This window comes from Actinomadura sp. RB99 (assembly GCF_014706005.1).
GTDB lineage: Bacteria > Actinomycetota > Actinomycetes > Streptosporangiales > Streptosporangiaceae > Spirillospora.
Genome location: NZ_JABMCA010000019.1, coordinates 1 through 18,786, shown reverse-complemented (window position 1 = coordinate 18,786; position 18,786 = coordinate 1). Strand labels below are relative to the sequence as shown.

The window sequence follows — 18,786 nt, the reverse complement described above, 5'->3', positions numbered from 1 at the left end:
GGCGTGATCCGGGCGCGTCCCCCTCACTTTGCCACGACTTACCGGCGTCCGCCCGGCAACCTGCGCGCGAACGTGGCGATCGTCGCCTGAACCTCGTCCACCCGGAGCAGTTTGGCGAACACCAGGTACAGCAGCCCGCCGCCCCCGGCGCCCACCACCATGGTGATCAGAGCGGGCAGCAGCGTGTCGGTGCCGATGGCCGCGTCGGCGACGGCGTGCACCGCGTACGCGAACCCGATGAGCGGCCAGATCGCCACCAGCAGCTTCAGGTGGCCGCCGATGATGCGGCGGCCGTCCATGCCGCCGAGCTTGCGGCGCAGCACCAGCCAGCACACGAGGGTGCCGACGGCGTTGGTGACGGCGTACCCGCCGGCCATGCCGACCACGATCCACTTGACGCCGAGCAGGTTGTAGGCGGCGAACGCCAGGATGATGTTGGCGGTGACGGAGACGGCGCCGATCAGCGCCGGGGTCCGGGTGTCGCCGAAGGAGTAGAAGACCCGCAGCATCAGCTGGTAGGTCGAGAACGGCACCAGCGCGATCGCGAACATCTGCATGACGCGGGCGATCACCAGCGCGTTGTCGGCGCTGGTGTTGCCGTGCGCGAACAGCACCGTGGTGATCTCCGGGCCGAGCACCAGCATCAGCGCCGCCGCCGGCATGATGATCACCGAGGAGAGGCGCAGCCCGCTGGAGAACGCCGACCGGACGTCCGCGATCTTCCCCTCGGCGGCGAACCGGCTCATCCGGGGCAGCAGCGCGGTGATCACCGAGACGCCGACGATCGCGTACGGCAGCTGGAACATCTGGTAGGCGGTGAAGTACGGGGTGTACCCGTAGCCCTCGCCGTAGCCCTTGGCGGCCCCGAGGTCGCCGGCCCGGTTGGCGAGGGCGGTGACGACGGCGAGCCCGGCCTGCGTGGCGACGACGTACACCAGCGTCCACCCGGCCATCCGGCCGACCTGCCCGATCTCGCCGCGCTTGAAGTCCAGGCGGGGCCGCCACCGGAACCCGGCGCGGCGCAGCGACGGCCACAGCGCGACCGTCTGCAGCACGATGCCGCCGGTCGTGCCGGCCGCGAGCACCATGAACTCGGTGTCGGAGATGCTGGACGGGTCGACCTTGCCCGCCGCCATCGCCAGGAACACGCCGCCGACGCCGATCACGACGACGTTGTTCAGGATGGGCGCCCACATCGGGGCGGCGAAGCTGTTGCGGGTGTTGAGCATCGCGCCGGCGAACGCGCCGACGCCGTAGAAGAAGATCTGCGGCAGGAAGAACCGGGCGAACATGACCGCGATGTCGCGCTGGTCGCCCTTGTAGCTGCCCGCGAGGACGTCGATGAACAGCGGCGCGGCGAGCACGGCGACGACCGTCAGGACCGCGAGGCCGATGACCGCGAGCGTGAACACGCGCTGCTCGTACTGGTCGCCGTAGGTGCGGTCGCGTTCCTTCGCCCGCACCAGCAGCGGCACGACGACGCTGGTCAGGATGCCGCCGAGGAGCAGGTCGTAGATCTGGTTCGGGATCGTGTTCGCGGTGTTGTAGGCGTTGGCGAGCGCGCCGGTGCTCAGCGCCGCGACGAGGACGGCGGTGCGCAGGAACCCGGTGACGCGGGACACCAGCGTGCCGACCGCCATGATCGCGCCGGAGCGCAGGATGCCTCCGGACGCGGCCTTGCCGCCGTCGGCGCCGCCGTCCGCGGGGGGCGGGACGTCCACGACGGTCTCGCCCATGGGTCCGCCCCCGCCCGGGAGCGGGATGTCAATCGCGGTCTCGGCCGCGATGTTCGCCGCGGTGCGGGGCGGGGCCGTCGGCCCCTGGCCCGGGTGGCCCGCCGGGTTCTGCGGCGCCGGAGGCCCCTGGGGGTGCTGGGGCGCCGGGGGCCGCTGATGGCGCGGCTGCCGGGGAGGCTGCGGGGGGTACGGGGGCTGCTGGCCCCGTGCCGGGTAGCCCTGCGGCGTCTGCTCCGGGTAGCCCTGAGGCCCGGGACGCCCCTGGGGCCGTCCCGGGGAACCCGGCTGCCCCGGATATCCCTGCGGGGGACGCCCCGGCGGCTGGCCCTGCGGAGGGCGGCCCTGCTGCGGACGCCCCGGAGGCGGGCCCGGCTGAGGGCCCTGCCGCGGGTCCGGCGGGGGGCTCGGCTGCGGAGGCCCCTGCGGGCGGTACTCCGGACCCCGGGAACCCGGACCCTGGGAACCCGGGACCGGGGAATCCGTTCCCCGGTTCTCCGGTCTCTGCTGGTCCCACTCCGGTCGACCCGTCACCGGCTGCCTCCGCTTTCCGGCGGCGCCTCGCTCTGATGGCCCGCACTCCGACGCCCACGAAGAGTACGGCAAGTCCGCCACCGGTGATGAGCAGGGAGAGCCGCCCGTAACCCGTGGTGCGGACCATGATGACGACGCTGCTGAAGACCCTGCCCGACGACGCGTCGCGCAACTCCAGCCGGACGTTGAACGTGCCGTTGCCCGCCGCCTGCGCGGGGAACCACCGCTGCACCTGCTCCCCCGGGCGGAGGTCGATGACGTCCTCGCCCTTGTCGAGCTTGCCGAGCTGGAGCTTGGCGGGGGTCACGGACGTGGCGACCAGCCGCACCCGGACCGCCTGGCCGTGCAGCGTGTTCTTGACGGTGACCGGCAGCTTGCCGGAGCTGCCCGCCATGTTCGCGCGCCGGTTCTTGGTGGTGACGATGCGGACCCGCGCCATCTCGTGGTCGACCTCGTTCGACAGCTCGATCCTGGCGTTGCGGGCGCGGGACGGGCTCGTCCGCCAGGACGCCGACTGGACGCGCAGCAGCGCGCGCTCGTAGGACACGCCGATCGGCGCCGTCATGATCGAGCGGAACCGGGCGGCGCGCCGGGCGATGGCGGCCACCTGGTCGAGGTAGGCGGCGCCGAGCTCGTACTTCTGGTACTCGTCGTTGTAGGCGCGCAGCTCCCGGGCCTGCGCGGGGGCCCGCTCGATCTTGTCGAGGCCGGTCGCGCGCAGCCAGCCGGCGCCCTTGGTGAACTTCAGCAGGTCGCCGGCGAGGCCGGGGGCGGGGTTCCAGGTCCGGTCGGGGGCGATGACGAGGGTGCGCTGGACGTTGGGCGCCTCACCGGCGATCACCGCGGTCTCGGCGAGGAACCGCTGCTCGGTGAGCACCGTGCCGCCGGGGGTCCGCGAGTTCGCGCTGACGATGTCGTTCAGGCCCGAGTCGTAGATCAGCGTCTTGCGGGTGCCCTGGTGCGCCGTCTGGATCGCGCTGGTGGCGTTCGCGGGCGCGCCCGCGGCCGGGTCGCCGAACTGGAGGTCGCTCATCAGGAACGACCCGCCGTTCTTGAGGCCGTACTTGGCGAGCGCGTCGAGCGTGTCGGGGCCGGCGACGCCGTACGGCGGCCACGCGTAGTGCGCGTCGGGCGCGCGGCCGAGGACGTCCGACGCGACACGGGTGTTGCGCGGGTCGAACGCGGTCGCGAGCGGGGCCGTCATCTTGTTGCGGGCGAGCGCCACGGCGTCGGGGTCGGCGTACGGGAGGGTGAAGTAGCGGCCGCCCTTGGCCGCGTTCCGCAGCGCGGTCAGCCAGGTGCCCGCCGCGTCGCTCTTCTTCATCGTCTTGGCGGCGGTCTGCCCGCCGGGCGTCAGCACGTGGTAGCCGTGCTGCGCGATCTCCTGGACGTCGTCGAGGAGCGCCGGGTCGATCGCCCAGGTCACGGGGGTCTTGGGGTTGGCCGCGGCGGCGCCGACCAGGTCGTTCAGCCGGCCGGTGCCGGCGACCTCCGCGGCGAGCCGGTCGTCGAGGAAGACCGAGTCGCCGGCGCGGTGCTGCTGGTCGGCGAGCGGCAGCACCCAGCCGACGGCGACGGGCTTGAACTGCGTCTGCCTCGGCATGAACGTCACGAACGTCGTCACGCCGCCGACGACCTGCTGCGCGGAGTTGAGGACCTCGACGCCGACCGGGTAGACGCCGGGCGTGGCGCCGGGCGGGACCAGGTGCAGCGCCTTGACCGGGATCTTGAACTGCCAGTCCTGCTTGCCGCCGGCGGCGGCCGCCTGCGGGATCTGCTTGGCCTGGCCGGGGAAGGGGAGCTGGTTCGCCGTCATCCCGGCGTACTGGTCGAGCTGGCTGCGGCTGGTGATCGGCTGGCGGCCGAAGCGGAGGCGCACGGTGGTGCCGGCGATCGCGTGCCCGGACCGGTTCTGCGCCGTGCCCCGGATGTCGAGCGTGGAGCCGGCCTTCAGCGGTTTGGGGCTGACCTTGGTCAGCGCGAGGCCGACCTGGGCGCGGGCGTGCGCCTGGTCGGGGGTCTGCGCCGCGCCGGGCGAGCCGGGCTGCGCGGCCTGCGGCCCCGCGACCCCGGGCTGAGCGGCCTCGGGTTGCGCCGCTTCGGGTTGCGCCGCTTCGGGTTGCGCCGCTTCGGGTTGCGCGGCTCCGGGCTGCGCCGCTTCGGGCTGTGCGGCCGCGCCCGGGAGGAGCGCGGCGTCGGCCGTGCCGGGGAGCGCGGCGGTGCCGGGCGCGGCGGCGAGCGCGGGGCCCGCGCCCACCGCGAGCCAGGGCAGCAGGGCGGCCAGCGTCACCGCGCGTCTGACCGCTCTCACGCCGTGCCCGCCCTCACGCCGTGCCCGCTGACAGGTCCGCCCGGCGGCCGCCCGGCGCCGGGCCGGCCTCGGAGCGGAGGTCGTTTTCCCGCACCACGGCCCCGATGGTAGTCGGGACCGGCCGGGCGGCGGACTTCCGAGGCGGATCAGCCCACCGGATGGCGCCGTCCGGGCGTGTTCGGCCCGCCGCGCCGCGCCGCGTGCGCCGGGACGCCCGCCACGGCGTCCAGGTCGACCGGCTTGGCCTGGCACAACGCGGCGAGGTCGGGGCGGCGGATGCCGAGCGCCGTGGACGGCTCGCCGGTCGGGGTGTAGACGACGCCGGGACCGGGCGGGCCGTCCACCAGCCGCTGGTCGATCAGCAGCGGCATCGACTCCGGGAGCAGCAGCGGGCAGACCAGCCCGGCCGCGTACTCGGTGACGGCGTTGACCAGGTCGGCGCGGGCCGGGCCGACCCGCCGGGCGCCCATGGCGCGGCGGACCGCCTCGGCGGGCGGCCGGTCCCCCGCCCGGACGATCACCCCGGTGAGGAAGCGCCGGCCCGGACGCGCGTCGTCGGGGCCGGGGTCGTCGCAGGCGAAGACGCGCGTCACCAGGCACCGGTCCGCCGGCAGGCCGAGCGCCTTGGGCAGCTCGTCGGCGTGCGCGATGCCGATGGGCAGGCGCACGATCTCGTGCACGGCCTCCCGCTCGAGCAGCGCGCGGTGGAGGGTGAGCGCGTCCTTCATGATCTGGCTCCGTCCTGCGGGGGGAACGTCCCGCACATCCCCGTGCCGGTCTCCCTGTGCCCCCGTAGGTCGCACTCTGCGGGGAGTGTCCCCACATACCCGAGGTACTCGGATCAACACCCGCCGAACGGCAGGTGAAGGCTTCCGATGCGCCTGAGCCGCAGGTGCGGCGGACCGTACAGCCTGGGGATCCCGCTACCGTGGTGCGTACGGGAGGCTCACCGGCGGTCGCGCCGGCGGCATCGGGGTGCCCAGAACGTGACCCGGGGCCGACGCCGCGTGAAGGGCCCGGACCCGCCGAAAGTCCTTTGTCAGCCCGCTCACCAAGGAAATACGCTCGATGGCCGTGCTCGACCAGGTGCCCGACGACAACGAGAACCCCAGCGCCACGGCGCGGCGCAGGACCGCGATCGCGGAGCTGCTGCGCCGGATAGCGCCGGTCGCCGACGAGCTCGGCGCGCGGTTCGCCGCCGCCGGGCACGAGCTGGCGCTGGTCGGCGGGCCGGTCCGGGACGCGCTGCTGCGCCGCCCGTCCAAGGACGTCGACCTGACCACCGACGCGCCGCCGCAGCGGATCCTGGAGATCATCGACGGCTGGGCGGACGCGGTCTGGACGATCGGCATCGAGTTCGGCACGGTCGGCCTCCGCAAGGACGGCCACGAGCTGGAGATCACCACCTACCGCAGCGAGTCCTACGACCCGAAGTCCCGCAAGCCGGAGGTGTCGTACGGGACGTCCCTCGTCGAGGACCTGCGCCGCCGCGACTTCGCGGTGAACGCGATGGCGGCGCGGCTGCCCGGGTACGAGTTCGTCGACCCGTTCGGCGGGCTCGCCGACCTTCAGCGCAAGGTGCTGCGGACGCCGGGGAGGCCGGAGGACTCGTTCAGCGACGACCCGCTGCGGATGATGCGGGCCGCCCGGTTCGCCGCGCAGCTCGGGTTCACCGTCGCGCCCGACGTCGTCCAGGCGATGAAGGACATGTCCGGGCGCATCGAGATCGTCTCCGCCGAGCGGGTGCGCGACGAGCTGTCCAAGCTGATCTGCGGCCGGTACCCGCGGGAGGGCCTGGCGCTGCTGGTCGACACGGGCCTCGCCGCGCACGTGCTGCCGGAGCTGCCGAAGCTGCGGCTGGAGATCGACGAGCACCACCGGCACAAGGACGTCTACGAGCACTCGCTGATCGTGCTGGAGCAGGCGATCGCGCAGGAGCAGGAGGGGCCCGACCTCATCCTGCGGCTCGCGGCGCTGCTGCACGACATCGGCAAGCCGCGGACCCGCCGGTTCGAGGCCGGCGGCCGGGTGTCGTTCCACCACCACGAGGTCGTCGGCGCGAAGATGACCCGCAAGCGGCTGACCGCGCTGCGCTACCCGAAGGACGTCATCGCCGACGTGTCGCGCCTGGTCGAGCTGCACCTGCGGTTCCACGGCTACGGCACCGGCGAGTGGACGGACTCGGCCGTCCGCCGGTACGTCCGCGACGCCGGTCCCCTGCTCGCCCGGCTGCACAAGCTGACCCGCGCCGACTGCACCACCCGCAACAAGCGCAAGGCCGACCGGCTCCGCCGCACCTACGACGACCTGGAGGCGCGGATCGAGCGGCTCGCCGAGGAGGAGGAGCTCGCCGCGATCCGCCCGGAGCTCGACGGCAACGAGATCCAGGCGATCCTCGGCATCAGGCCGGGGCCGCTCGTCGGCCGGGCCTACAAGTTCCTCCTCGACCTGCGCCTCGACCAGGGGATGGTCGGCAAGGAGGCCGCCGAGCGGGAGCTGCGCCGCTGGGCCGCCGACGAGGGGATCAAGCCCGAACCGCCCGCCGGAGCGTCCCCCGGGGCGGCGGAGGGGGAGGAATGATCCCCCTTCAGCTGGGCCGGATGAGCCCCGCCGAGACCGAGCGGATGCTCGCGTTCGACCGCGACCACATCTGGCACCCGTACGCGCCGATGCCCGCGACGGCGCCCGCCCTGCCCGTCGTGTCCGCGGACGGCGTCCGGCTCACCCTCGCCGACGGCACCGAGCTGATCGACGGGATGTCGTCGTGGTGGGCCGCGATCCACGGCTACAACCACCCGAGGCTGAACGCCGCCGTCACCGGGCAGCTCGGCAAGATGGCGCACGTGATGTTCGGCGGGCTCACCCACCCGCCCGCCGTGCGGCTCGCCGAGCGGCTCGTCGAGCTGACGCCCGAGCCGCTCACGAAGGTGTTCTTCGCCGACTCCGGCTCCGTCGCCGTCGAGGTCGCGATCAAGATGGCGATGCAGTACTGGCGGTCGCAGGGCCGCCCGGAACGGCACCGGCTGCTGACCGTCCGCGGCGGCTACCACGGCGACACCTTCGGCGACATGGCCGTCTGCGACCCCGTGAACGGCATGCACCACCTGTTCAGCGACGTCCTCGCGCGGCAGGTGTTCGCGCCCGTGCCGCCGCTCGGCTACACCGCCGACCCCGACCAGGCGTACATCGACGAGGTCGCGAAGCTCGCCGCCGAGCACGCCCACGAGCTCGCCGGGATCATCGCCGAGCCGATCGTCCAGGGCGCCGGCGGCATGCGCTTCTACGCCCCCGAGTACCTGCGCGCGCTCCGCGAGATCGCCGACGAGCACGGCCTCCTGCTCGTCCTGGACGAGATCGCCACCGGGTTCGGCCGGACCGGCGAGCTGTGGGGCTGCGACCACGCCGAGGTCGTCCCCGACATCATGTCCGTCGGCAAGGCCCTGACCGGCGGGTACATGACGATGGCCGCGACGCTGTGCACCGACCGCGTCGCGCACGGCATCACCTCGGGCGAAGCGGGCGCGCTCATGCACGGGCCGACGTTCATGGCCAACCCGCTCGCCGCCGCCGTCGCGTCCGCGTCCATCGACCTGCTGCTGTCCCGCGACTGGCGGGACGAGGTCGACACCATCGAGGCCGTCCTCACCAGCGAGCTCTCCGGCGCCGAGGAACTGCCCGGGGTCGCCGACGTCCGCGTCCTCGGCGCGATCGGCGTGGTCGAGGCCCGCGAGCCCGTCGACATGGCCGCCGTCCAGGAGATCGCGACGGCCCACGGCGTCTGGCTCCGCCCGTTCGGGAAGCTGGTCTACGCGATGCCGCCGTACGTGTGCACCGAGGACGAGGTCGGGCACATCGGCTCCGCGCTCTACGCGATCGCCGAGTCCCTCTGACCGCTCTCGCGGCCCGGGGCGAGGGCTGGAGGCGATGGTCCCGCACCGCGGGACGGGGGAGGCGCTAGTCCCGCGCCGGGAGGGGTTTCGGGCCGCGGACCGACGCCGTCCAGAACAGCGCCGCGCCCGCCGCGTACGCGGCGACCACCGCGACCAGGGTCATCGACGCGACGCCGTCCGGCGGCAGCCAGGTCGCCGCGAGCGCGGCGGCCGCCGCGAACGTCGTGTTGAACAGCATGTCGTACACCGAGAACACCCGGCCCCGGTACGCGTCGTCGATCGTCTCCTGCAGCGTCGTGTCGACGCACAGCTTCACGCCCTGCGACACCACACCGAGCCCGAACGCGCCCGCCGTCCACGCCGCCTGGGAGAACGGCAGGCCGAGCAGCAGCATCCCGGCCGACGCGGCGGCCAGCTGCAGCGCGATCCACGCCTGCTTGCTGATCCGCCGCACCACCGGCGGCGTCACGATCGCCGCCGCGAAGTACCCCGCGCCGGACACGCCCAGCATCAGCGCCAGCGTCGCCAGGCCCTCGTCGGCGTCGTCGGCGAAGTGGCCGCGGCACAGCAGCAGCGTCATCATCAGGATGATCCCGTACACGAACCGGTGGAACGAGATCGCGCCGAGCGCCAGCGCCGCCGGCCGCCGGCCCGCGATGTGCCGCGCCCCGTCCGCCAGCCCGGACAGCACCGCGCCGAACGCGTCCCGCACCCCCGGCGCGTCCCGCCCGGGACCGCGGCCCGCCAGCGCCTCCGCCTCCGCCGGGTACGGGCCGAGCAGCCCGCGCGGCAGCAGCGTCGCGATCGCCCCGGCGGCCAGGTACATCAGCGCGGCCGACGCCAGGATCAGCGCCGTCCCCCGCTCACCGCCGCCGAACAGGGTGCGCAGCAGGTAGCCGGCGCCGCCCCCGACGAACGCGATCACCGTCCCGCTCGTCACCGAGAACGCGTTCGCCGTCACCAGGTGCTCGCGCCGCACCACGTGCGGGAGCGCCGCCGACAGCGCCGACAGGAAGAACCGGTTGACGCCCAGCACCACCAGCACGGCCAGGAAGAAGCCGACGCCGTCCCGCCCGGTCGCGACGAGCGCCGCGACGAGCAGCACGACCGTCGCCCGCAGGACCGGCGTCCACACCAGGATCTGCCGCCGCTGCCACCGGTCGATGAACACCCCGGCGAACGGGCCGAGCGCCGAGTACGGCAGCAGCGTCACCGCGAACGCGGCCGCCGCCTTCCCCGCCGTCGCCTGCCGCTCGGGCGAGAAGAACACGTAGCCGGCCAGCGCGACCTGGAAGACGCCGTCGGTGAGCTGGGACGTCAGCCGCGTCGCGTACAGGCGGCGGAAGTCCCGCCCCCGCACGATCGCGCCCAGCTCACCCGCTTTCACCTGATCAAAGTACCCGGGGCGGCGACCTCAGCGGCCCCCGCGACCCGCGCCGCCCGGTCGACGGCCCCGCCGCCGGGACGACCACGGCCCCGCCGCTAGGACAGCCACAGCCTCGTGTAGTCGTAGCCGGCGGCCGTGGGGACGAAGAGGGCCCCGTGGACGCGCTCCGACCGGAAGATCGTGTGGGCGCGGTCGAGGAGCGGGACGATCGCCGCGTCCGCCATGATCAGCTGGTCGGCCTGCTGCCAGTAGCCGGCCGCGTGCCCGGCGTCCGCCGCCGTGAGCGCGCTGTCGATCAGCGCGTTGACCTGCGGGTTGTTGTAGCCGCCGTAGTCGGTGGAGTTCTGCCCGTAGCCGCGCCCGTCGAACAGCGGCTGGATGATCGAGCGGCCGTTGTTGCCGTACCAGTCGGGCGTCCAGCCGGGCGCGGCGATGTCCCACTGGCCCTCGCGGGCGCGCGCGGGCGTCGCGATGGTGCTGGAGTAGAACGAGCCGCCGGTGTCCGGGGTGAGGCGGGTGTCGACGCCGCACGCGGACAGGTTCTCGGCGATGGACTGGGCGATGAGCTTGTGGACGCTGTTGGTGCGGTACGGGAACTTCAGCGTGATCTTCCGATGGTTCGTCTTCGCCAGGAGCTGGCGGCACTTGCCCGGGTCGCCCGACTCGTTCGGCGTCGGGTACGGGTTCGAGGCGGCGTAGCCCGAGTTGCCCGGCGGGATCACGGTGTGCAGCGGCTGCGCCACCGACGGCCCGCCGACGATCTTGATGAGGGCGCTGCGGTCGACCGCGTACTCCAGCGCCTGCCGGACCGCCCGGTCGCCGAGCGCGCCGCCGTTGTTCGGGCTGCGCAGGTTGAACACCAGGTAGGGGCTGTTGTTCGGGGTCTCCCGGATGGCGAAGCGCGGGTCGTCGCGCAGCCGCGGGATCGCCGACGTCGGGACGGGCTGGTCCCACGCGAGATCGGCGGCGCCCTGCTCGATCTGCTGCTGGACCGTCTCCGGCGAGTCCTGGCCAAGGGTGATCTGGATCCGCGCCACGTGCCGCTCGCGGATCGGGTCGGCGTCCTGCCGCCAGGCCGGGTTACGCGTCAGCAGGTAGGAGATCCCCGGACGGTACTCCTCGAGCCGGTACGGGCCGTCCGAGATCATGTGCTGCCGCAGGTCGGGACTGTCGGGCACGTAAGCGTCGTACTCGCGCGGCGCCGCCGCGGTGAACGGCAGCGACAGCAGGTTGAGGAAGTCGCTGGCCGGGCGCTTCAGCCGGAACACGAGCGTCCGGTCGTCCTTCGCGCGGACCCCCTCGATCGGGTGGGCGCGCTGGTAGGCGGCGATCGCCCGCGCGTCCTTGGCGTTCACGCCGCCGAAGCCGCGGCAGAACCCGTCCATCCCCTTGATCGTCGAGATGTAGTAGCCCTTCCCGGCGGACGGGGACGCCGGGTTGCACAGCCGCTGGAACCCGCGGACGAAGTCCTGCGCGGTCACCGGCCGCGGCGGCGAGGAGCCCCACATGACGCCGTCGCGCAGCCGGATCGTGTAGGTGCGCCCGTCCTTGCTGATGTCGCCGTTCTCCCGGCTGGGCAGCCGGGCCGCGGCGTCCGCCTGGACGGCGAGGGTCTCGGCGAAGTCGTTGGACGCGCGGGTGGCGAACAGCGTCCGGGCGAACGTGCGGACGAGCCCGTACCCGCCGACGCTCGCGACCGAGGCGGTGTCCAGGTGCTCGACGTCGGACGAGCCGACGATCCGGAGCGTGCGGCCGTCGCGGGGCGGGCCGTCGGCGGACGCGCCGTCGCCACCGCCGCCGCACGCGGCCAGCCCGACCGCGAGCCCGGCGATGCCCGCCGTCACCTTGATCACCTCGCGCGCCATGTCGTCCTCCAGTCCGGCACTCGGCAGCTGGTGTGCGATAACCGGCGGTGTCACAGTAGGGCCAGAGCGTGACAAAGAGCCGCTACATCACCGTTTTATGTAGAGAAGTAAGGACGCCCTGACAGCGGGATGTCCACTGTCAGGGCGTCCTTGGAGAGCTTTGTGACGAGACTCTCAGCCTGCGAGGAGGGTGCCCGGCCCGGGGCGAAGACCCCCGGACACCCGGCAAGAGCCGCTCAGCGCTCGACCTCGCCGGCGATGAACTTCTCGACGGCCTGGCGGGCCTGGTCGTCGTTGTACTGCTCCGGCGGCGACTTCATGAAGTAGGAGCTGGCGGACAGGATCGGGCCGCCGATGCCGCGGTCCTTGGCGATCTTCGCGGCGCGGACCGCGTCGATGATGACGCCGGCGGAGTTCGGGGAGTCCCAGACCTCCAGCTTGTACTCCAGGTTCAGCGGCGTGTCGCCGAAGGACTTGCCCTCCAGGCGGACGTACGCCCACTTGCGGTCGTCCAGCCACGGCACGTGGTCGGACGGGCCGATGTGCACGTCGGCCTTCGCCATCTCGTGCGGGATCTGCGAGGTGACCGACTGCGTCTTGGAGATCTTCTTGGACTGGAGCCGCTTGCGCTCCAGCATGTTCATGAAGTCCATGTTGCCGCCGAAGTTGAGCTGGTAGGTGCGCAGCAGCTCGACCCCGCGGTCCTCGAAGAGCTTGGCCATGACGCGGTGCGTGATGGTGGCGCCGACCTGCGACTTGATGTCGTCGCCGACGATCGGCACGCCCGCCTCGGTGAACTTGGCGGCCCACTCGGGGTCGGAGGCGATGAACACCGGCAGCGCGTTCACGAACGCGACCTTGGCGTCGATGGCGCACTGGGCGTAGAAGCGGTCGGCCTCCTCCGAGCCCACCGGCAGGTACGACACCAGCACGTCGACCTGCGCGTCCTTCAGCGCCTGCACGACGTCGACCGGCTCGGCGTCCGACTCCTCGATGATGTCGAGGTAGTACTCGCCGAGGCCGTCGAAGGTGTGGCCGCGCTGGACGGTGACGCCGGTCGGCGGGACGTCCGCGAACTTGATGGTGTTGTTCTCGCTGGCGTGGATGGCCTCGGACAGGTCCATCCCGACCTTCTTGGCGTCCACGTCGAACGCGGCGACGAACTCGACGTCGCCGACGTGGTAGTCGCCGAACTGGACGTGCATGAGGCCGGGGACCCGCGTCTCGGGGCTCGCGTCCTTGTAGAACTCGACACCCTGGACGAGCGAAGAGGCGCAGTTGCCCACACCCACGATGGCTACGCGCACGGAACCCATCCGATTGCTCCTTAACTCTCTTGCGGTTGCGATCCTCGCCCGCCCCGGAGGGCGAACGCCACCACTGGCGGGACCTGAGGTGGAGTTCACCCGTCCCAGGTGGGGCCGCTCCTCAGCGGCCCTTGTCCCGAGGCATGTCCTTGTTGCTTTCGAAAGATCTGGCTTGCTGTTCCTGCTCGGCCCGCTCGCGCCCGATCAGCTCGTTGAGCCAGCGGACCTCGCGCTCGACCGACTCCAGCCCGTGGTTCTGCAGCTCCAGGGTGTAGGAGTCGACCCGTTCCCGGGTCCGGCCGAGGGCGGCGCGGACGGCTTCCAGGCGTTCCTCGAGCCGGCTGCGCCGGCCTTCGAGGATCCGCAGCCGGACGTCGGCGCGGGTGTGCGAGAAGAAGGCGAAGTGCACGCCGAACCCCTCGTCCTCCCACGACGCCGGACCGGCCTCGGTCAGGAGGTTCTGGAGCCGCTCCTTGCCGTCGGCGGTGAGCTTGTAAACGATCTTCGAGCGGCGGCTCTGCAGCGCGAGCGTCGCGTTCGGCTCCTCCGGCCGGTCCTCGACGATCAGCCCGTTGGCGAGGAGCTGCTTGAGGCACGGATAGAGGGTCCCGTACGAGAATGCGCGGAACATGCCGAGCAGGGTGTTGAGCCGCTTGCGCAGCTCGTACCCGTGCATCGGGGACTCGTGGAGCAGGCCGAGCACGGCGAGCTCCAGCACGCCCGCGCCCTTCTTGCCCGCCATCGCGAGTCCCTCCGCAGAGTCGATGTCTCCGTTCGATGTATCGAGTGAATGTATCGGCTCGATACATCGCCAAGATACGTACCGCACCGCATCCTGGCAAGCCGCGCGCCGAAAACAGGGGGTTCGCGGTGATCTACCGGGTCCGGCGCGCGCGGCTTACCCTGCTCGTATGCCGGGGTCGCAGCCGCCCATGAGACGCCGGCTCGTCGTCGACTACGGGCTGGCCAAGCGCGCGGCGCTCGCGGACCTGCGGACCGGGGCGCTCGCGAGGGACGACGCGTGCGACGCGCACCCCTACCTGCTGCGCGCGGCCCGCTACCACGGCGAGCCCACGCAGACCCCCTGCCCGGTGTGCGGGCGGGTGCATCTCACCCACGTCACGTACGTGTACGGAGACGAGCTGGGCCGCTACGCCGGACGGGTGAAGGCGACCGCGGAGCTCGCCGAGATGGACCGCGAATACGGCGAATTCAGGGTGTATGTGGTGGAAGTATGCCAAAGTTGCGCCTGGAACCACCTGACCGTGTCCTACGTCCTCGGCCGCGGGGAGCAGCGCCCCGAGCGGTGACCAGCTAAGGAGGATCAGCCGAGGAGAGGGCGTCCGACCAGCAGGAACGGTCTCCGCCCCTGCACCGTGCTCCCCCCGCTCACCAGCCCGCACAGTACTCTTCGGACGGCGCACGAGCCGCCGCGGCACCGGAGCCCCCTTCGGTGCGCACGGCCCGCCGCCCGTCGTCGTCCCCTGTTGATGAGGTCGCGTGAGTAATCCAAGCCAGCCCCGACCGGAGTCCGGGTCGCCAGGGCCGGGCGGGCACCAGATCCCCCGTCTCGGCCGAACCGGCGAACCGGAGGTTCCGGACGCCCGGCGCCGTGCCGGTGACGCCGACGCCGGCGGACCGACGCCCCCGCCTCCGCCGGCCTCGCCCGGCCAGAGCCCCGGGCCGCTCGGCTCCCCGCCGCCGCCCGTGGACCCCGCGGGGATCAGACTCGACGCGACCGCCGTCTTCGGCCCCCCGCCGTCCGGCCCGCCCGCTCCATCGGGTCCGGGCGCGGCCGAGCCCGCGCCGCAGAACTTCGACGCCGAGCGCACGCCGAACGCCGGCACGTCCGGACTCCAGCCGCCCGCCGCCCCCGCGCCGCCGCCTCCCGGCCCGGCGAGCCCCTCCGGGCCGCCCGCGCCGATGAGCCCGCAGCCGGGCGCGCCGATGAGCCCGCAGCCGGGCGCCGCCTTCCTGCCGGACGACCCGCTCGGCTCCTCCTCCATGGGCGGTGCCGCCGCAGGCGGTGGCCAGGGCGGCGGGGCCGCCGCGGACCGAGGCGGCACCCCGAACGACTACGGCGGTGACCCGCTCGGGCAGGGCCCGGCCTTCGGGTCCGCTGCGCCCGCGCCCGGCCCGTCCGCCGGTCCCGTCGGGGATCCCCTCGGCCGGGGCCCGCTGAGCGCTCCCGCCCCGTCCGGGCCCGGCGCTCCCGGCCCGTCCGGCGGCGCAGGTTCCCCCGACCCGCTCAGCGCTCCCCCTGCCAACGCGGGTCCCCCGCCGGGCGGCGATCCCGGGCCTTTCACCATGCCCGACCTCCACGGCGCCGCGGTCTCGCCGCATCCTGGCCCGTCCGGTCCCGGATCCGCGCCCGGCACACCGCAGCCGAACGGCCCCGCAGGGCCTGGCATCCCGAACGGCCCGATGGGCAGTCCGATGGGCTCCCCCGGTGGTCCCGGCGGCCCGGGCGGTCCGATGGGTCCCGGTGGTCCGGGACGGCCGGGCGGTCCGGCGGGTCCCGGTGGTCCGGGGACGCAGGGCGGTCCCGGCGGGCCGGCCGGATTCAACTCGCCCGGGATGCCCGCCGGTTTCGGCGCACCCGGCGGCGCCGGTGGTGCGGGCGCCGCGGGCGGTTCCGGTGCCGGCGCGGGTGTGAGCGCGGGCGTCACCGCGGCGCTCGGCGCCGTCACCGGCGTCCTCGCCAAGTTCCGCAGCGGCGGCACCCCCGGTGGACCCGGCGGCCCGGGAGGACCGGGAGGACCGGGCGGACCCGGCGGTCCGGGTGGACCCGGTGGACCGGGCAGGCCCGGTGGTCCAGGTGGTCCCGGGCGGCGGGCCGCGAAGAAGAGCTTCGTCGACCATCTGCGGTCGCGCAGCACCGGCTGGCGGCGGTTCCTGCCGTCGTGGAAGCTCGTGACCGGGGTCTTCCTGCTCGGCGTCGCCGGCGTCGTCACCATGATCGGGGTGGCGTACGCGAACACGCCGACTCCCGCGGAGCCGACCGTCGCGGGCGTCGAGGACCAGGCGTCGATCTTCTACTACACCGACGGCTCCGAGATCGGCCGGATCGGCAAGAAGCGGCAGAGCGTCGAGCTCAAGCAGGTGCCGCCCTTCGTGCAGGACGCGGTGCTGGCGGCGGAGAACCGCAGCTTCCGCACCGACCCCGGGTTCTCGATCAAGGGCACGGGGCGCGCGGTCTGGGTGAACCTGACCGGCGGCCACGGCGGCGGCTCGACGATCACGCAGCAGCTCGCGAAGAACTACTACTCCGACCCGAACAACCGGACGATGAGCCGGAAGTTCAAGGAGCTGTTCATCGCGGTGAAGCTCGACAAGAGCCGCTCCAAGGACGAGATCCTCAAGCTGTACCTGAACACGATCTACTTCGGCCGCGACACCTACGGCATCCAGGCCGCGTCCCGCGAGTACTTCGGCGTCAACGTGTGGCAGCTCAAGCCGGACCAGGCGGCGCTGCTCGGCGGCATGATCCAGGACGCGAACCGGGACCCCGCCGACAAGGCCAACAAGGCGTACGTGACGAGCCGGTACCAGTACACGCTCAAGGGCATGGTCTCGATGGGGAAGATGTCGAAGGCCGACGCCGACAGGTACATGCAGCACGTGCCGAAGGTGAAGGGCGCGGGCACCGGCGACCAGCTGTACGGCGGCCAGCGCGGCTACATGCTGATGCGCGCCAAGGAGGAGCTGCGCCGGCAGGGCATCGACCAGCAGGAGCTGACGACCAAGGGCCTGCGGGTCTACACGACGTTCGACCGCAAGCGGATGGCGATGGCCAAGCAGGCCGCCGAGCACACCGTCACCCAGGTGAACCCGAAGAAGCTCGCGAAGAAGGGCATCCGGGTCGGGCTGGTGTCGGTGAACACCGCGAACGGTGAGGTCGTGGCGTTCTACGGCGGGCCCGACTACCTGCAGCAGGCGTTCGACAACGTGTGGAGCGGGTCGGCGCAGGCGGGGTCGGCGATGAAGCCGTACGTGCTGGCGACGGCGCTGAAGCAGAACTACAGCCTGAAGAGCATGGTCGAGGGCAAGTCGGACACCCCGATCGATCCCTCCACCGGCAACGTCGTCCCGAAGGGGACGCCGGGCGCGGTCGTGGTGCCGAACAGCCATGACGTGGCGCCGGCCGTCGACCTCGTCACGGCGTTGAAGGAGTCGGTGAACACCGCGTTCATCCAGCTCATCGCGAAGGTGGGCGTTCCGGAGACGATCGAGACGGCGGAGGACGCCGGGGTCGCGTCGACCATGCTGGAGGGCTACAAGCACCAGCTGAACCTGGCGCTGGGCGTCAACGACATCCGGCCGGTCGAGCAGGCGGCGGGCTACCAGGCGTTCGCCAACGGCGGCGTGTACCACGAGCCGCACGTGATCCGGATCGTCAAGCAGAGCGACAACCGGACGCCGCGGCTGAAGCCGAAGGTCAGGTCCCGGCGGGTGTTCGACCCGAAGGTCGCGGCGGACGCGACGTACGCGCTGCAGCAGGTCATCAAGAGCGGTACGGCGACGGCGGCGGCGCTGCCGGACGGCCGTCCCGCCGCGGGCAAGACGGGGACCACCGACCGGAACGTGTCGTCGTGGTTCATCGGGTTCGTCCCGCAGGTGTCGACCGCGGTGACGATGTACAACGACAAGCTCGGGCCGGACCACCGCAAGCAGTCGGTGGTGCTGCCGCAGATCGGCGAGGTCGAGGGCGGGACGATCCCGGCGCGGATCTGGCGGTCCTACATGGCGCAGGCGACCCGGGGCATGGACATCGAGCCGTTCCCGAACCCGGTCTGGGGCGGCATCGTGCAGAAGTGGGCGAAGCTGCCGCCCAAGAAGAAGAAGCACGACGACCGGCCGCCGTGGTGCAACAGCCCGATCGGCAAGTACGACCCGCGCTGCAAGGGCGACGGCGGCGGTGGCGGAGGCCAGGGGAACGGGCAGCCGTGCCAGTCGCCGTTCCAGACCGACTGCGACCCGAACAAGCCGCCGAGCAACCCGCCGCCGAAGTGGTGGTGCACGATCCACCGGGGCGACCCCGCGTGCCGCAAGCAGCGGGGCGGCGGCAACCAGCCGAACAGCGCGGCGGTGGCACCGCTGCTGCCGCTCACGAGGCCGCCCGAATGAACCGGCGGCGACCGAACCGGGCACGAGCGAACCGGCCGGAGATGAACCGGCGGGGGCGTCCGCGCACGTATTCATGGCCGACGGCCGGGACCCGTCCGCAGGGAGACGGGACCCGGCCCGCCCCGGCCGCGACCAGAGCCCCCCTCGACGGATCGGGGTGTGACATGAGCCATGTCCGCGGAACGCCGTGCGGCGCGGTGGCGGACGTCGCGCACCCCGATCCGCCGGGGCAGGCCGGGCCATGGCGGGGCAGGTCGTCCCGCCGTGCCGGCCCCGTCCGCCAGCGGTCCGGACATCCCGGACTTGTCGGGCACGTTCCAGTGCGTTCGTCCGGGACGGGGGAGGGCGTCGTTCCTCCCCCGCCCCCCACGCCTCCGGGTGAGCAGTACGCTCGGACGACGCAAAGCCGTACCCCAGTTGATGAGGTCGCGTGAGCAACCCAAGCCGTTACGGACCCGAATATGGAGAGGGCCCCCCTCCGAGGAGGGGCTCCCCCCGCCCCGGCGCCCCGGGCATGTCCCAGGGCGGGCCGCGCGGGGGTCAGGGCATGCCGCCGCGCGGAGCCCAGGGGGCGCCGCGCGGCTCGCAGATGGGCGCGCCGACGCCCGGGAGGGCCGCGCCGCGGCCCGGGG

11 protein-coding genes are annotated in these 18,786 nt (G+C 73.0%); 4 read left to right on the top strand and 7 right to left on the bottom strand.

Annotated features, from left to right (window positions below):
- Positions 1-38: 38 nt before the first annotated feature.
- From murJ to amrb99_RS19030, 3 genes are all read right to left on the bottom strand, one after another.
- On the bottom strand, positions 39-1,736 hold the full coding sequence (gene murJ, locus amrb99_RS19040) for a murein biosynthesis integral membrane protein MurJ (RefSeq protein WP_190857613.1): 1,698 nt from the start codon (positions 1,734-1,736) through the stop codon (positions 39-41).
- Between the two features lie 28 nt (positions 1,737-1,764).
- Entirely contained in the window at positions 1,765-4,578 is a 2,814-nt protein-coding gene (locus tag amrb99_RS19035; protein ID WP_190857611.1) for a DUF6049 family protein, read from the bottom strand.
- 146 nt (positions 4,579-4,724) lie between these two features.
- A complete protein-coding gene (locus amrb99_RS19030) occupies positions 4,725-5,306 on the bottom strand; it encodes a YbaK/EbsC family protein (RefSeq protein ID WP_190857609.1) in 582 nt (193 codons plus the stop codon).
- A gap of 340 nt (positions 5,307-5,646) precedes the next feature.
- On the opposite strand from amrb99_RS19030, the gene amrb99_RS19025 reads away from it, so the two are divergent.
- Complete coding sequence (locus amrb99_RS19025) at positions 5,647-7,158, top strand: CCA tRNA nucleotidyltransferase (RefSeq protein WP_190857608.1); 1,512 nt, start codon at positions 5,647-5,649, stop codon at positions 7,156-7,158.
- On the top strand, positions 7,155-8,468 hold the full coding sequence (locus amrb99_RS19020; protein WP_190857606.1) for an adenosylmethionine--8-amino-7-oxononanoate transaminase: 1,314 nt from the start codon (positions 7,155-7,157) through the stop codon (positions 8,466-8,468). Before amrb99_RS19025 ends, amrb99_RS19020 begins: the two co-directional genes overlap by 4 nt.
- 64 nt (positions 8,469-8,532) lie before the next feature.
- Here the strand turns inward: amrb99_RS19020 and amrb99_RS19015 are convergent, their stop codons facing one another.
- The 4 genes from amrb99_RS19015 to amrb99_RS19000 all read right to left on the bottom strand — a co-directional run bounded on the left by amrb99_RS19015 (position 8,533) and on the right by amrb99_RS19000 (position 13,769).
- Positions 8,533-9,855 carry an MFS transporter gene (locus amrb99_RS19015; RefSeq protein WP_190857604.1) on the bottom strand — a complete coding sequence of 441 codons (1,323 nt, stop codon included), beginning with the start codon at positions 9,853-9,855 and terminating at the stop codon, positions 8,533-8,535.
- Between the two features lie 95 nt (positions 9,856-9,950).
- A complete protein-coding gene (locus amrb99_RS19010; protein WP_190857602.1) occupies positions 9,951-11,720 on the bottom strand; it encodes an ABC transporter substrate-binding protein in 1,770 nt (589 codons plus the stop codon).
- 236 nt (positions 11,721-11,956) lie between these two features.
- Positions 11,957-13,036, bottom strand: a complete 1,080-nt coding sequence (locus tag amrb99_RS19005; protein WP_190857600.1) for an inositol-3-phosphate synthase — start codon at positions 13,034-13,036, stop codon at positions 11,957-11,959.
- A gap of 112 nt (positions 13,037-13,148) precedes the next feature.
- Positions 13,149-13,769: a PadR family transcriptional regulator gene (locus amrb99_RS19000; protein ID WP_151545906.1), complete on the bottom strand. Its 621-nt coding sequence runs from the start codon at positions 13,767-13,769 to the stop codon at positions 13,149-13,151.
- Positions 13,770-13,959: 190 nt separating this feature from the next.
- On the opposite strand from amrb99_RS19000, the gene amrb99_RS18995 reads away from it, so the two are divergent.
- Both amrb99_RS18995 and amrb99_RS53210 read left to right on the top strand, forming a co-directional pair.
- Positions 13,960-14,337 carry a DUF5318 family protein gene (locus amrb99_RS18995; RefSeq protein ID WP_190857873.1) on the top strand — a complete coding sequence of 126 codons (378 nt, stop codon included), beginning with the start codon at positions 13,960-13,962 and terminating at the stop codon, positions 14,335-14,337.
- Positions 14,338-14,734: 397 nt separating this feature from the next.
- Positions 14,735-18,154, top strand: coding sequence for a transglycosylase domain-containing protein (locus amrb99_RS53210; protein WP_190857598.1), 3,420 nt, complete (start codon positions 14,735-14,737; stop codon positions 18,152-18,154).
- Positions 18,155-18,786: the final 632 nt, after the last annotated feature.

Bases quoted from the DNA above. Each gene is read 5' to 3' on its own strand.
- murJ (WP_190857613.1), bottom strand. From the start codon at position 1,736: ATGGGCGAGACCGTCGTGGACGTCCCGCCCCCCGCGGACGGCGGCGCC.
- amrb99_RS19030 (WP_190857609.1), bottom strand. From the start codon at position 5,306: ATGAAGGACGCGCTCACCCTCCACCGCGCGCTGCTCGAGCGGGAGGCC.
- amrb99_RS19025 (WP_190857608.1), top strand. From the start codon at position 5,647: ATGGCCGTGCTCGACCAGGTGCCCGACGACAACGAGAACCCCAGCGCC.
- amrb99_RS19020 (WP_190857606.1), top strand. From the start codon at position 7,155: ATGATCCCCCTTCAGCTGGGCCGGATGAGCCCCGCCGAGACCGAGCGG.
- amrb99_RS19010 (WP_190857602.1), bottom strand. From the start codon at position 11,720: ATGGCGCGCGAGGTGATCAAGGTGACGGCGGGCATCGCCGGGCTCGCG.
- amrb99_RS19005 (WP_190857600.1), bottom strand. From the start codon at position 13,036: ATGGGTTCCGTGCGCGTAGCCATCGTGGGTGTGGGCAACTGCGCCTCT.
- amrb99_RS19000 (WP_151545906.1), bottom strand. From the start codon at position 13,769: ATGGCGGGCAAGAAGGGCGCGGGCGTGCTGGAGCTCGCCGTGCTCGGC.
- amrb99_RS18995 (WP_190857873.1), top strand. From the start codon at position 13,960: ATGAGACGCCGGCTCGTCGTCGACTACGGGCTGGCCAAGCGCGCGGCG.